This is a genomic window from Pseudonocardia hierapolitana (genome assembly GCF_007994075.1).
Lineage (GTDB): Bacteria > Actinomycetota > Actinomycetes > Mycobacteriales > Pseudonocardiaceae > Pseudonocardia > Pseudonocardia hierapolitana.
Map to the genome: position 1 here is coordinate 4,562,066 of NZ_VIWU01000001.1, position 13,391 is coordinate 4,575,456.

Sequence of the window (13,391 nt, forward strand, 5' to 3'; positions counted from 1 at the left end):
CGTCGACCGACTTCTGCGTCGTCAGCCCGGCGTGATGACGACCTTGAGCGCCTGGTTGGCCGCGGCGTTCTTGAAGACGTCGTAGGCCTCGTCGATCCGGTCGAACGTGAACGAGTGGGTGCCCATCTTCTCGGCCGGGATGCGACCGCCGGCGACCATCTTGAGCAGGGTCGGGATGGAGACGGTGTCGACCAGGCCCATCGTCATCGTGACGTTGCGGATCCACATGTCCTGCATCGGGATCTCCACCGGGACCCCGTGCACGCCGATGTTGGCGATCGTGCCGCCCGGCCGGACCAGGGAGGCCGCGGTGAGCAGGGTCTCCGGGTAGCCGACCGCCTCGATCGCGACGTCCACGCCGAGGCCGTCGGTGAGCGCGGTGACCTCGTCGACCGCGCCGGGGCCGGCCTCGACGGTGTCGGTGGCGCCGAACTCGATGGCCTTCTCCAGCCGGAACTTGTTGGTGTCGACGGCGATGACCTTCGAGGCGCCCCACAGGCCGGTCGTGAGCACCGCGGCCAGCCCGACGGCTCCCGCCCCGACGACGGCGACCGTGTCGCCCGGGCGGACGTTGCCGGCGAGCACCCCGACCTCGTACCCGGTGGGCAGCGAGTCGGCCAGGAAGATCGCCTGCTGGTCGGAGACGTCCTCGGGTACCGCGTACAGGGAGGTGTCGGCGTACGGGACGCGGACGTACTCGGCCTGGGTGCCGTCGATCAGGTGCCCGAAGATCCAGCCGATCCCGCCGACCGTCTGGCAGTGCGACGGCATCCCCCGCTGGCAGTACTCGCAGCGGCCGCACTTGGTGATCGCCGGCACCAGCACCCGGTCGCCGACCGAGAACCCGCGGACGGCGTCGCCGACCTCGGTGACGGTCCCCACGGCCTCGTGGCCGAGGATCCGCCCGTCGGTGACAGCGGGGACGTCCCCCTGCAGGATGTGCAGGTCGGTACCGCAGATCGTGGTGGTGTCGACCCTGACGACGACGTCGGTCGGCTCCTGCACGGTCGCGTCCGGGACGTCCTCCCAGGCCTTGTTGTCCGGACCGTGGTAGACGAGTGCCTTCATCTGGTGCCTCCGCTGGTCGCGTGCCGGACTCGCCGCTGGTCGGGCGGGTCGGCACCGGCGACGCTAGTGAGGCAGGTCACTGCATCCTGTCTCATCATGGGACGGTTCACGGCCCGTGCCCTCGTCGCGCACCGCGCATCCCGTGACCAGCAGTTCGGTGGCGTCCACTGCGGCGATCCCGTCCGGTGCGACGCGTACCGTGGCCGCATGGGTGTGCTTGGCGAGATGTTCCCCGGGCGGGAGATCAAGGACGAGTCGACGGAGGCAGGCGACGGCCAGGAGCACTTCCAGCTCGGGCCGATCGATCTGGACAACCGCACGGTCCAGGTGCAGCGCGTCGCTGCCGACGAGCCCGAGCAGGACGGCACCGCCCCGGCGTAGCCCGATCGCGGGAGCTGGGAGAATCGGGGGCATGACCGCCCCCACCGACCGTCGCCAGCGGGTGCTCTCCGGCATCCAGCCGACCGCGGACTCGTTCCACCTGGGCAACTACCTGGGCGCGGTCCGGCAGTGGGTGGCGATGCAGGACACCTCCGACGCGTTCTACTTCATCCCGGACCTGCACGCGATCACCGTCGAGCACGATCCGAAGACGCTCGCCGACCGCACCCGCAACGCCGTGGCGCAGCTGCTGGCTCTCGGCCTGGACGCGGAACGCTGCACCTTGTTCGTGCAGTCCCACGTGCCGGAGCACGCGCAGCTCGAGTGGGTGCTGGGCTGCCTCACGGGCTTCGGCGAGGCGAGCCGGATGACCCAGTTCAAGGACAAGGCAGCGCGCCAGGGTGCCGACCGGGCCACCGTCGGCCTGTTCACCTACCCCATCCTCCAGGCCGCCGACATCCTGCTCTACCAGGCCGACGGCGTGCCGGTGGGCGAGGACCAGCGCCAGCACCTGGAGCTCACCCGCGATCTCGCGCAGCGCTTCAACACCCGCTTCGGCAAGGCGTTCACGGTGCCGGAGCCGTTCATCCCCGCCGGGATCGCGAAGATCCAGGACCTGCAGGACCCGTCGGCAAAGATGAGCAAGTCGGCCTCCAGCCCGGCCGGCATCATCGAGCTGCTCGACGACCCGAAGGTGAGCGCCAAGAAGATCCGCTCTGCGGTCACCGACACCGAGCGGGAGATCCGGTTCGACCCGGAGGCCAAGCCGGGCATCTCCAACCTGCTCACGATCTACTCGGCGCTCACCGACCGGAAGATCTCCGAGATCGAGGCCGACTACGCCGGCAAGGGCTACGGCGACCTGAAGAAGGATCTCGCCGAGGTCGTCGCCCAGTTCGTCGAACCGCTGCGGGAACGGGTACGTACCTACCGGGACGACCCGGCGGAGCTGGATCGGGTGCTCGCCCGCGGAGCCACCCGGGCGCGCGAGGTCGCCTGCGCCACCCTCGCGGTCGTCCACGAGAGGATCGGTTTCCTGCCGCCGACGTGATGGGATGACGGGCGTGGCCGAGCGAGCTGACGAGACGCCGTCGAAGCTCGAGCGGCTGCGCGCCCGGTACAAGTGGCTCGATCACATGGTGCGGGCCGGCATCCGCTACACGGAGCGGCACGGGGACCACTACGCAGCGGCGATCACGTTCTTCAGCGTGCTGTCGGTGGTGCCGCTGCTGATGATCGCGTTCGCCGCCGCAGGGTACGTGCTGTTCTTCAACCCGGAGTTGCTGAACGAACTGCTGGCCGCGATCACGGAGAACGTCCCGCCCGGGCTGAGCGACACCATCGATCAGGTCATCCAGCAGGCGATCGACCAGCGGGGGGCCGTCGGGTTCCTGGGCCTGCTCGCGGCCCTGTACTCCGGAATCGGATGGATGTCGAACCTGCGCGAGGCGCTCTCGGAGCAGTGGGCGCAGGTGCCCGCCGTTCCTGCCCTGCCGAAGCGGATCCTGTTCGACCTGCTCACGCTCGGCGGGCTCGGCCTGGCGCTGGTCGGATCCTTCGCCATCACGGGTGCGGTCGCCGGGTTCGCCGAGACCCTGCTCGGGCTCGTCGGGCTCGCCGACGAGGGCTGGGCCCTGTTCCTGCTCGGCGTGCTCGGGTTCCTGCTCGGTCTGCTCGCCAACTGGTTGATCTTCCTGTGGGTCATCGCCCGGCTGCCACGTGAGCACGCCACGCTGCGCAGCGCCGCCAAGGCCGCCCTGCTCGGTGCGGTGGGGTTCGAGATCCTGAAGATCGTCATGACCTACTACCTGGCGACCGTGACGTCGTCGCCGAGCGGGGCGGTGTTCGGCTCGTTCCTCGGCCTGCTGGTCTTCGTGTTCTTCGGGTCCCGCTTCGTCCTCTTCGTCACGGCGTGGGCCGCCACCGCTCGGGAGAACGAGCAGGAGAAGCCCGTGCCCGTTCCGGAACCGCCGGTGCTGCGCACGGAAGTGGTGCTCCGGAAGGGGCCGACCGCCACCACAGCCCTGAGCCTCCTCGGTGCGGGCGCGCTCACCGGCTGGTTGATCCGCCGGCGGAGGTAGCGGCCCGCAGGCGCATCTCCAGGCCGTCCAGATGGCGGGTCAACGCGTGCTCCAGGAGCGCGTCCATGTCCTCGAGGGTCTGGCCCTGGACCGCCGCGAGGTGTGGGAACCGGCCCGAGCCGAGCAACGCGCGCACCTCCCCGCCGAGGGTGGTCCACCACTCGTGGTTGTCCTGGCCGGTCTCCCGTTCGGCCCGGGTCTCCGCGGCGACGCTCGCGGCCAGGCCGCGGACCAGCGCGGGCAGCGTGAGCGCCTCGCGCAAGCGTTCGGCCTGGGGCAGGGGCAGGCCGGCCAGCGCCTGCAGCGTCCACTCCGTGTGGGCCATCGCCTCGGGGACGAGCACGGGTCTCGTCATCGAGATCAGCTCGGGTAGCCACGGGTGGGTGCGGTAGGCGCGCCACTGCACGCGGCTCACCAGCTCGAGCTTCGCCCGCCAGCCCGGAGGTCCCGGCTCGGGCAGCGGGTGCTCGCGCAGCACGGCACGGACGAGGAGCACCTCCAGCGCGTCGCGGCCGGCCACGTGGCGGTACAGCGACATCGGGCCGACCCCGAGCTCGGCGGCGAGCCTGCGCATCGAGACGGCCTCCAGTCCCTCGGCGTCGGCCACGGCCATGGCCGTGGTCACGATGCGGTCCGTGGTGAGCTCTTGGACCGGCGCTCGCCTGCGGGCCGGCGGGTCCGGCGTGCGCACGACGGTGCCCGAGCCGGGGCGCGTGACGACGAGGCCCTCGTCCCGCAGTACTGCGAGGGCACGGGTCGCGGTCGCCATCGCCACCCCCAAGTCGCGGACCACCTGTCGAGTGGACGGCACGCGGTCACCGGGGCGCAGGGCGCCTGTCTCGATCCGGTGGCGGATGGCCGCGGCGATGTGCAGGTACGGAGGCTCCGTCACACGGCAACTGTACTAGTGCGAAGGAAAAGCGCACTGGCAATTCAACTGCGGAAAAAGTTCTGCCAATACGGTGTACGCATGGGTGACACCGATACCGCGGTCCGCGTGCTGACGGCGGCCTTCGCCGACGATCCCCTTGCGCGGTGGCTGCTGCCCGGCCATCCGGCGGGGGCGGCCGCCGACATCGTGTTCGGCCCGCTCGTGCACGCCTCGTCGTCGCACGGCGAGCTCGCGGTCGCCCCGGACGCGACGGCGGCCGCCGTCTGGCTTCCTCGCGCAGCCGATCCCCCCGAGCGGGACCAGCAGCCGATCCCGGAGGCGCTCGCGCACCTCCGCGCGTTCATGGAGCTGACCGAGGCGCGGCACCCCACCGGCACCGCGCACCTGTACCTGGTGCTGCTCGGTGTCGTGCCCGGCGCGCAGGGCCGCGGGCTCGGTGGCGCGCTCCTGCGCGAGCGCCTCGGCCGCGCCGACGCCGCGGGCCTGCCCGCATACCTGGAGGCGACGTCGCGGAGCAGCCGGGCGCTCTACGAGCGCCACGGGTTCCGCGACACCGGTGACCCGATCCACCTGCCCGACGGCCCGACCGTCTGGCCGATGTGGCGCCCCGCCCGCCCCTGAAGTCCGTTCGACAAGGAGAAGACATGACCGTCACCACCGAGATCGTCGCCGGCGGCAGCGCCGACTTCATGACCGTGCGGCACGTCGTCGCGTCCGGTCGCCAGGCCGACATCGGGCGCGCACTCGCCCTGGAGGCGCAGCGCGCCTACGGCTGGACGCCCGCACCGGCCGACCCCGTCAAGGCCCGTGCCCGGCGGGCCTGGTTCGCCCGCCACTGGCCGCAGCACCTGGCCCGGATGCGGGGTGCCGCGCAGGCACTCGGCCTCGACCCGGACACCGACGAGGTGCACCTGGACGGAGCCGGCGGGATCCCGCTCGGCTCGGCCTGCTCGGCGAGCTACTACCCACCGGCCGTCACCGCGGACGGCCGAGGGGTGCTCGGCCGCAATTACGACTTCTTCACCACCAGCGCCACCGAGCTCTTCGCGATGCTCGCCGGAGGACACTCCGCGCCGAGCGACGAGATGCCCCTCAGCGCGCGGCCCTACGTGATCACGACTGTCCCTGATGACGGCCCGGCCACCACCGTGCTCACGATGAACGAGCTCGACGGCTGCATGGAGGGGATCAACGAGCACGGCCTCGCCGCCGTGTTCAACCTGGCCGATGCCGAGAACACGAGCGGGCCGGTCGATGCAGGTCCTCAGGTCGGTGTGTCGAGCAGCCAGCTCCTGCGGTTCCTGCTGGACACCTGCAGGACCGTCGAGGAAGCGAAGGCCGCTCTGCTCGGGGCGAAGCAGTACGACCTCGGCGTCTCGTTGCACTACCTCGTCGCGGACCCGAGCGGGGCGGCGTTCGTGTGGGAGCGCGGACCGGGCGGCGACGAGCACATCGTGGAGGCGGCCGGCGGCGCGCTCTGCATGACCAACCACCCGCTGCACCGCCACCGCGACCAGGCGGCCCTTCCCGAGGACACCGACGAGGCGCTGCTGACCTACCAGCGCTACCGGACGATCGCCGATCGCTCGGCGGGCGCCGGTCTCTCCGCCGCCCGGATGCGCGAGGCCCTCGACGCGGTGCGCGTCGACGCGGCCACCGACACGCCCTACCCCGTCCGCACGCTGTGGCGCACCGTCTTCGACCTGGAGAGCCGCACGATGGCCACCCACTTCTACCTGGGCGACGCCCCGGACGGTTCGCCGCGCTACAGCCCCGAGCGCGCGTTCCCGATCCCCGCCCAGCAACCCGCCTGAGCCCGAACGCAGATCTCGCCGTGCTCGAACGTCGGACTCGCCGTGCTGGGATGTCGGACTCGCCGTGCTGGGATGTCGGACTCGCCTGCGTCACGCGAGTCTTGCGTCCGAGCACGGCGAGTCTTGCGTTCGAGCACGGCGAGTCCGACGAACGGACACGGCGAGTCCGCCGTTCGGGGCGGGTGAGTCGCGCGCTCGGGACGCCTGCGACCCGCGTGTCAGCGGCGGCGGCGCAGGGCGAGGCCGCCGATGACCAACCCGGTGACCGCGATCACGCCGAGGCTGACCGGGAGCAGCGGGGGGACGGGCCTGAGGGCGAGGGTCCTGCCGGCCGCCAGGTCCGCCACGGGCGGCGGGGCCGGTGGGACCGGAGCGGCGTCCACCAGCCGGCCGACGGCGGGGGTGGTGGCGGGCAGTTCGAATCCCCAGTCGAGCAGGCGGGCGCCTTGCTTCCACGTCGGGACCGGCGTCTGCTCGCCCCGCATCAGCGCTACGACGAGGCGCCTCCCGCCCCGCTCGGCCGCACCGACGAGGGTGTGCCGCGCGGCCTCGGTGAAGCCGGTCTTGCCGCCGATCGTGTCCTCGTAGTTGGCGAGCAGCTTGCTGCTGTTGTAGAGCACGAACCCGGGGTGGTCGGCGTAGCCGGGGAACGGGATCGAGCGCAGGCCGACCGTCTCGGCGAACAGCGGTTCGCGCATGGCCACCCGGAACAGCACGGCGAGGTCGTACGCCGAGGACGCCATACCGGGACCGTCGAGCCCGGAGGGCGTGGCGGGGCGGGTGTCGAGTGCACCCACCTCGCGGGCGATGTCGGTCATCCGCGCGAGCGTGGGGCCGTCGCCGCCCATCGAGCGGGCCAGCGCCTGCGCGGTGTCGTTGCCGGAGTTGAGCATGAGCCCGGCGAGCAGCTGGCGCACGGTGTACTGCCCGCCGGGGCCGATGCCTGCCTTGCTGCCGTCGATCGCCTGGTCCTCGGCCGTGCCCTGGACGACCTGGTCCGGGTTCAGCGACCGCACGACGGTGAGCGCGGTGAGGACCTTGAGCGTGGACGCGGGGCGGTGCCGCGCGTGCGGGGCGCGCGCGGCGAGCACTTCGCCGGTGTCGAGGTCGGCGAGCACCCACGAGGCGGCGGTCAGCTCGGGGCCTCCGCCCGGGCCGATCTCGTCGCACGCGCCCATCTGCGGCCCGCCGACGGGTTCGGGCGGCCACGGCAGCGGGGCGGGTGGGGGGTCCGCCTTCTCCTCGTCGGCGGGCGGGCCGGGCGGGACCTGCGCGCCCGGGCAGCCGACCGTCACACTCGCCACCGGCTGCGGATCCGCGACCGCGACGGTCGGGCACGCCAGTGCGAGCACCAGCGTCACCGCAGCGACCCATCGCACGTCATCGACTGTAGATCGGTGTCGTCCGCGCGCGCCCGGCGAGAACAGGGATGATCATCGAATGGGGGACGCGGTCACCCGGTCACGCTCCGGAGTCGACGATTCGGTCACGCCCATCGGTCGATCATGTGAACACCCGGGAGCCTCGGATACGGTTCCCCACCGTCGTCCCGGGCCGGAACAGGAGAGGTCTCCCTTGCGGATCAGTCGAGGATTCGTTCTGGCAGCCGCTGTGCTGACCAGCGCACTGGTGGTGACGGGCTGCGCTCGCGACACCGGCACCCCGCAGCAGGGCGGTGGTGGCACGGCAGGCACCGAGTGCACCCGCAACCCCGCCCCGGCCGCGGCAGGCGGCACCGCCGCCACCCCGGCGCCGATCGCCCCGAACGCCGACGCCAGCGGGCTGAAGGTCGGGCTGGCCTACGACATCGGCGGGCGTGGCGACCTGTCGTTCAACGACTCCGCGGCCGCCGGGCTCGAGAAGGCGATCAGCGACCTCGGCCTGCAGCAGGCCAACACCCGCGAGCTCGCCGCTGCCGAGAACGAGAGCGAGGACGCGGCGGCCACCCGCCTGCGCCAGCTCGTGGCCGATGGCTTCAACCCGGTCATCGCCGTGGGCTTCAAGTACGCGACGGCACTGCAGACCGTCGCCGCCGAGAACCCGAACGTGCAGTTCGCGATCGTGGACGACGCGACGGTCGAGCTGCCGAACGTCACCCCGCTGGTCTTCGCCGAGGAGCAGGGCTCGTTCCTCGTGGGCGCCGCGGCGGCGTTGAAGACGACGTCCTGCCAGATCGGCTTCGTGGGTGGCGTCGACGTGCCGCTGATCCACAAGTTCGAGGCGGGCTACGTTGCGGGCGCCAAGGCGGTGGCGCCGAACATCGAGGTCGACGTCGACTACATCAGCCCCGCCGGTGATTTCTCGGGCTTCAACGACTCGGCCCGCGGCACCGAGGTGGCGCGCGGCCAGCTCGACGGCGGGGCCGACATCGTCTACCAGGCCGCGGGTGCCTCCGGCCAGGGCGTGTTCGAGGCCGTCAACACGGCGACCACGCCGGATGCGCAGAAGTTCGCGATCGGCGTCGACTCCGACCAGTACAACACGGTCGCGGCGCCGGTCAACGAGGTGATCATGACCTCGATGCTCAAGCGGGTCGACGTCGCGGTGTTCAACTACATCAACGCGGTGGCGGGCGGCTCCACGGGCTCGCTGCCGGAGGCGTTCGACCTCTCCGTCGACGGCGTGGGGTACTCCACCTCAGGCGGCAAGATCGACGACATCACCGATCAGCTGGACGCCTACAAGGCCGCGATCATCAGCGGCGAGATCAAGGTGCCCAGTGCGCGGCAGTAGGGCGCGGCGAGTCGCGTGAGGCACCATCGGGGGCCGGGTCCGAACGGATCCCGGCCCCCGTGCCGTAGATCCCTGGAAGGCTGGGAGGGAATGGCCGTAGTCGAGACCGCGCCACCGCGCACCGAGTACGCCGTCGAGCTGGCGGGGATCACCAAGCGCTTCCCCGGCGTGGTCGCCAACAGCGACATCTCGCTGCGGGTGCGCCACGGCGAGGTGCACGCCCTGTGCGGGGAGAACGGGGCGGGCAAGTCGACCCTGATGAAGATCCTCTACGGGATGCAGCAGCCCGACGAGGGCACCATCTCCGTGGACGGCGAGGTGGTGCACTTCCGGTCGCCCGCCGATGCGATCAAGGCCGGGATCGGCATGGTGCACCAGCACTTCATGCTGGCCGACAACCTCACCGTCGCCGAGAACATCCTGCTCGGCGCGGAGGCGCTGCACGGCATGGGTGCCAAGGCCCGGCAGCGCATCGCCGAGCTCGAGGGCACGGTCGGCCTGCGGGCCGGGCTCGACATGCTCGTCGAGCGGCTCGGGGTGGCCGATCGGCAGCGCGTCGAGATCCTCAAGGTGCTCTACCGCGGCGCGCGCACGGTGATCCTGGACGAGCCGACGGCCGTGCTCGTACCGCAGGAGGTCGACGAGCTGTTCACCACGCTCCGCAGGATGCGGGCGGAGGGGTTCACGTTCGTCTTCATCTCCCACAAGCTCGACGAGGTGCGGGCCATCGCCGACACGGTCACGGTCATCCGCCGCGGGGCCGTTGTGGGCAGCGCCGACCCGAAGACGGTGACGACCCGCCAGCTCGCGGAGATGATGGTCGGCAGCGAGCTGCCCAGCCCCGAGACCCGGGAGTCCACCGTCACCGACCGCGAGGTGCTGCGCGTCACCGGTCTCACGCTCGACGCCGAGGGCGGCGGTCGCCCGGTGCTCGACGGGGTGGACCTCGTGGTGCGGGCGGGCGAGGTGCTCGGGATCGCCGGTGTGGAGGGCAACGGGCAGACCGAGCTCGTTGAGACGATCATGGGGATGCGGCGGGCGAGCGGCGGCACGATCGTGCTGTCCGGCAAGGACATCACCCGTGCCCACACGCTGCAGCGCCGCGAGGCGGGCATCGGCTACGTGCCGGAGGACCGCACCCGCCACGGGTTGCTCGCCACCCAGCCGCTGTGGGCCAACCGGATCCTCGGTTACCAGAGCCGCAAACCGGTCGCCTCGGGCGGGCTGCTCGGCGTGCTCGACCGGGCGGCGGCGCGGCGCGACACCGAGCGCATCGTCGAGGAGTTCGACGTGCGCACGCCGGGCGTCGACGTGCCCGCGGCGGCGCTCTCCGGGGGCAACCAGCAGAAGCTGGTGGTGGGCCGCGAGCTCTCCGGCGACCCGGTGCTGCTCATCGCCGCCCACCCGACGCGCGGCGTGGACGTCGGCGCGCAGGCCGGGATCTGGGACGTGCTGCGGCGCGCCCGGGCCGACGGCCTCGCGGTGCTGCTCGTGAGCGCCGACCTGGACGAGCTGATCGGGCTGTCCGACACGATCAAGGTGATGCTGCGGGGACGGCTCGTCGCCGACGCCGACCCGGCCACCGTCACACCGGAGGAGCTGGGGGCCGCGATGACCGGGGCCGATGCGGAGGGGGCGGCGTGACCCGCATTCGGACGGCTCTGCTGCCGCCCGCGCTGGCGATCGTCTTTTCCGCCCTGCTGTGCGCGGTGGCGCTGCTGATCAGCGGCGACTCGCCGCTCACGGCCCTGACGGTGATGGTCACCCAGGTCGGTGAGGGAACCACCGCCGTCGACATCGTCAACAGCGCCGCGATCTACTACATCGCCGGGCTCGCCGTGGCGATCGGCTTCCAGATGAAGCTGTTCAACATCGGCATCGAGGGCCAGTTCCGACTCGCCGCGTGCGTGGCCGCGATCGCCGGCGGCGCGCTCTCGCTCCCGCCGGTGCTGCACACGGTTGCGATCATCCTGGTGGGCGCGGCGGTGGGCGCGCTCTGGGCCTCGGTGCCGGCGCTGCTCAAGGCATTTCGCGGCGTGCACGAGGTCATCTCGTCGATCATGATGAACTTCATCGCGACCGGCCTGATCGCCTACCTGATCAGCACCGAAGCGTTCGGCGTGCTGCAGGGCAACAACATCTCGACCGATCCGATCGAGCCCACCGGGCACCTGATCGGCCTCTCGTTCGGGGCGAGCGGCACGATCTTCGGGTTCGTGTTCGTGGCCGCCGCGCTCGGACTGGCCTACGGGTTCATGCTCAACCGCACGAGGTTCGGGTTCGAGCTGAAGGCGTCGGGCGAGTCGCCCACAGCGGCGGCCGCGGGCGGGGTGAACGCGCGCCGGATGGTGATCGTCGCGCTCCTGCTGTCCGGTGCGATGGCAGGGCTCGTCGGCCTGCCCGAGCTGCTCGGCCGCGACCACGCCTACACACTCACCTCGCCCGCGGGCTACGGCTTCACCGGCATCGCGGTGGCCCTGCTCGGGCGCAACCACCCGGTCGGCGTCGCACTCGGTGCGCTGCTCTGGGCGTTCCTGGACAAGTCGGCGCTGGCCCTGGACAACGTCGGGGTGCCGCGCGAGATCGTGCTGATCATGCAGGGATCGGTGGTGCTGTCCGTGATCATCGCGTACGAGATCGTCCGCCGCTACGAGCTCGCCGCCGAGCAGCGTCGGGTCGCCGCGCAGCTGCGCGCCGGCGCGGGCGTGCCTGCGGAGGTGGGATCGTGACCACGGTCGACACGGCGGCCGCGCCCGTCCCCCAGACCCGGAACGGGCGGCGGCTTCCCGGCTGGGCGCGGGCCGCGATCGTCGTGGCGATCGGGGTCGGCATCCTGGCGGTCACCACGACGCTGACCGGGCAGTACCAGCTGACCTCGAGCGGCACCACCCAGGCCGCGGTCCGGCTGCTGCTGCCGATCCTGTTCGCCGCGCTCGGCGGGCTCTGGTCCGAGCGTTCCGGGATCATCAACATCGGTCTCGAGGGCATGATGATCCTCGGAACCTGGGGCGCGGCGTGGGCCGGGTTCTACTGGGGCCCGTGGGCGGCCGTGATCGGTGGGCTCGTGTTCGGCGCGCTGGGTGGCGTGCTGCACGCGATCGCCACCGTGACCTTCGGCGTCAACCACATCGTGTCCGGTGTCGCGATCACGCTGCTCGGGATGGGCATCACGCAGTACCTGGCCCAGCTGATCTTCGTGCCGCTCTCGCAGAACCCGCGGCAGTCGCCGCGCATCGAGGGCTTCGAGACGTTCTCGGTCCAGCCGCTCGCCGACTGGCTCTCCGCCCTGGAGAGCGAACAACGCGTCCTGCTCTCCGACGCTGCCGGGCTGCTCGGCGGCCTCGTCTCCGGCCTCACCCCGCTCGTCGTGCTCGGGTTCCTGCTCGTGCCGGTGAGCTACTACGTGCTGTGGCACACCCGGTTCGGTCTGCGGCTGCGCTCGTGCGGGGAGAACCCGGTGGCGGCCGAGTCGCTGGGCGTGCAGGTGTTCACGTACAAGTACATCGCCGTGATCGTCTCGGGTGGGTTGGCCGGGCTCGGTGGCGCGGCGCTCACGCTCAACCCGGGACAGCTCGGCTACCTCGAGGGACAGACCGGCGGGCGGGGTTACATCGGCCTGGCGGCGATGATCTTCGGCAACTGGCGGCCCGGTGGCCTGCTCGCCGGAGCCGCGCTGTTCGGGTACGTCGACGGCGTCCAGCTGCGCGCCGGTGGCGAGGCCGTGCACGCCCTGCTCTACGCCACCACGATCCTCGCGGTGATCGTGGCGGTGTTCTGGGCGGCGCGGCGGCACTGGCGCTCGGCCGCGGTCGCGCTCGCCGCCGGCGTGGTCGTCTACGCCGTGTACTGGGCGATCCCCGAGGTGCCGCGCGAGTTCGCGTCCTACGCGCCGCAGCTGGTGACGCTGCTCGTGCTCGCGGTGGCATCGCAACGGTTGCGGCCGCCCGCCGCGATCGGTGTCGAGTACCGGCGAGGTGAAGGTGATTGATCCCGACTGGCCCTCCCTGCGCGACGCCGCGGTCGCGGCCGCCGCCTCGGCCTACGCGCCGTACTCCCGCCTGCACGTCGGGGCGGCCGCGTTGTGCGACGACGGGCGCGTCGTGACCGGCTGCAACGTCGAGAACGCCTCGTACGGCCTCGGGCTGTGCGCGGAGTGCACGATGGCAGGGCAGCTGCGCCTCACCGGCGGCGGCCGCTTCACCGCCGTCGCCTGCCGCTCGGGCACCGGCGACCTGCTCATGCCGTGCGGCCGCTGCCGCCAGGTGCTCTACGAGTTCGGCGGCCCCGACTGCCTCCTGGACACCCCCAGGGGCGTGCTCCCGCTGCGCGAGGTGTTGCCGGACGCGTTCGGCCCGGAGGACCTGCCCTCTTGACCCGACGAACGGCGCGTTCGTCGGATAGGTACCGACGAACGCGCCGCTC

13 protein-coding genes are annotated in these 13,391 nt (G+C 71.8%); 10 read left to right on the top strand and 3 right to left on the bottom strand.

Going from position 1 to position 13,391, the window contains the following annotated elements; translation table 11 throughout:
* Positions 1 to 21 precede the first annotated feature (21 nt).
* Positions 22 to 1,068 carry an alcohol dehydrogenase catalytic domain-containing protein gene (locus FHX44_RS21710; RefSeq protein ID WP_147257474.1) on the bottom strand — a complete coding sequence of 349 codons (1,047 nt, stop codon included), beginning with the start codon at positions 1,066 to 1,068 and terminating at the stop codon, positions 22 to 24.
* A 207-nt stretch (positions 1,069 to 1,275) separates the two neighbouring features.
* On the opposite strand from FHX44_RS21710, the gene FHX44_RS42240 reads away from it, so the two are divergent.
* From FHX44_RS42240 to yhjD, 3 genes are read left to right on the top strand one after another with little or no spacing between them, the layout of a single operon-like run.
* A complete protein-coding gene (locus FHX44_RS42240) occupies positions 1,276 to 1,449 on the top strand; it encodes a hypothetical protein (RefSeq protein ID WP_170308984.1) in 174 nt (57 codons plus the stop codon).
* 31 nt (positions 1,450 to 1,480) lie between these two features.
* Positions 1,481 to 2,500: a tryptophan--tRNA ligase gene (gene trpS / locus FHX44_RS21715; protein ID WP_147257475.1), complete on the top strand. Its 1,020-nt coding sequence runs from the start codon at positions 1,481 to 1,483 to the stop codon at positions 2,498 to 2,500.
* A gap of 4 nt (positions 2,501 to 2,504) precedes the next feature.
* A complete protein-coding gene (gene yhjD / locus FHX44_RS21720; protein ID WP_147257476.1) occupies positions 2,505 to 3,530 on the top strand; it encodes an inner membrane protein YhjD in 1,026 nt (341 codons plus the stop codon).
* On the opposite strand, the gene FHX44_RS21725 is transcribed toward yhjD, so the two are convergent.
* Complete coding sequence (locus tag FHX44_RS21725; protein WP_147257477.1) at positions 3,499 to 4,422, bottom strand: GntR family transcriptional regulator; 924 nt, start codon at positions 4,420 to 4,422, stop codon at positions 3,499 to 3,501. The two genes, yhjD and FHX44_RS21725, sit on opposite strands and share 32 nt — an antisense overlap.
* 78 nt (positions 4,423 to 4,500) lie before the next feature.
* Here FHX44_RS21725 and FHX44_RS21730 point away from each other — a divergent pair, with 78 nt between their 5' ends.
* Together FHX44_RS21730 and FHX44_RS21735 are read left to right on the top strand one after the other, a co-directional pair.
* Positions 4,501 to 5,043: a GNAT family N-acetyltransferase gene (locus FHX44_RS21730; RefSeq protein WP_147257478.1), complete on the top strand. Its 543-nt coding sequence runs from the start codon at positions 4,501 to 4,503 to the stop codon at positions 5,041 to 5,043.
* A 23-nt stretch (positions 5,044 to 5,066) separates the two neighbouring features.
* Positions 5,067 to 6,236: a C45 family peptidase gene (locus FHX44_RS21735; RefSeq protein WP_147257479.1), complete on the top strand. Its 1,170-nt coding sequence runs from the start codon at positions 5,067 to 5,069 to the stop codon at positions 6,234 to 6,236.
* A 218-nt stretch (positions 6,237 to 6,454) separates the two neighbouring features.
* Here the strand turns inward: FHX44_RS21735 and FHX44_RS21740 are convergent, their stop codons facing one another.
* Positions 6,455 to 7,615, bottom strand: a complete 1,161-nt coding sequence (locus FHX44_RS21740; protein WP_246170507.1) for a D-alanyl-D-alanine carboxypeptidase family protein — start codon at positions 7,613 to 7,615, stop codon at positions 6,455 to 6,457.
* A gap of 235 nt (positions 7,616 to 7,850) precedes the next feature.
* Here FHX44_RS21740 and FHX44_RS21745 point away from each other — a divergent pair, with 235 nt between their 5' ends.
* The 5 genes from FHX44_RS21745 to FHX44_RS21765 all read left to right on the top strand — a co-directional run bounded on the left by FHX44_RS21745 (position 7,851) and on the right by FHX44_RS21765 (position 13,342).
* Entirely contained in the window at positions 7,851 to 8,969 is a 1,119-nt protein-coding gene (locus tag FHX44_RS21745) for a BMP family lipoprotein (protein ID WP_170309313.1), read from the top strand.
* Between the two features lie 90 nt (positions 8,970 to 9,059).
* On the top strand, positions 9,060 to 10,613 hold the full coding sequence (locus FHX44_RS21750) for an ABC transporter ATP-binding protein (protein WP_147257481.1): 1,554 nt from the start codon (positions 9,060 to 9,062) through the stop codon (positions 10,611 to 10,613).
* Complete coding sequence (locus tag FHX44_RS21755; protein WP_147257482.1) at positions 10,610 to 11,698, top strand: ABC transporter permease; 1,089 nt, start codon at positions 10,610 to 10,612, stop codon at positions 11,696 to 11,698. The genes FHX44_RS21750 and FHX44_RS21755 overlap by 4 nt, the downstream gene beginning before the upstream one ends.
* Positions 11,692 to 12,957, top strand: a complete 1,266-nt coding sequence (locus FHX44_RS21760; RefSeq protein ID WP_425469194.1) for an ABC transporter permease — start codon at positions 11,692 to 11,694, stop codon at positions 12,955 to 12,957. Before FHX44_RS21755 ends, FHX44_RS21760 begins: the two co-directional genes overlap by 7 nt.
* Positions 12,950 to 13,342 (top strand): cytidine deaminase, encoded by a 393-nt coding sequence (locus tag FHX44_RS21765; RefSeq protein ID WP_147257484.1) that lies wholly within the window; start codon positions 12,950 to 12,952, stop codon positions 13,340 to 13,342. Before FHX44_RS21760 ends, FHX44_RS21765 begins: the two co-directional genes overlap by 8 nt.
* Positions 13,343 to 13,391: the final 49 nt, after the last annotated feature.

Bases quoted from the DNA above. Each gene is read 5' to 3' on its own strand.
- FHX44_RS21735 (WP_147257479.1), top strand. From the start codon at position 5,067: ATGACCGTCACCACCGAGATCGTCGCCGGCGGCAGCGCCGACTTCATG.
- trpS (WP_147257475.1), top strand. From the start codon at position 1,481: ATGACCGCCCCCACCGACCGTCGCCAGCGGGTGCTCTCCGGCATCCAG.
- FHX44_RS21750 (WP_147257481.1), top strand. From the start codon at position 9,060: ATGGCCGTAGTCGAGACCGCGCCACCGCGCACCGAGTACGCCGTCGAG.
- FHX44_RS42240 (WP_170308984.1), top strand. From the start codon at position 1,276: ATGGGTGTGCTTGGCGAGATGTTCCCCGGGCGGGAGATCAAGGACGAG.
- FHX44_RS21730 (WP_147257478.1), top strand. From the start codon at position 4,501: ATGGGTGACACCGATACCGCGGTCCGCGTGCTGACGGCGGCCTTCGCC.
- FHX44_RS21710 (WP_147257474.1), bottom strand. From the start codon at position 1,068: ATGAAGGCACTCGTCTACCACGGTCCGGACAACAAGGCCTGGGAGGAC.
- yhjD (WP_147257476.1), top strand. From the start codon at position 2,505: ATGACGGGCGTGGCCGAGCGAGCTGACGAGACGCCGTCGAAGCTCGAG.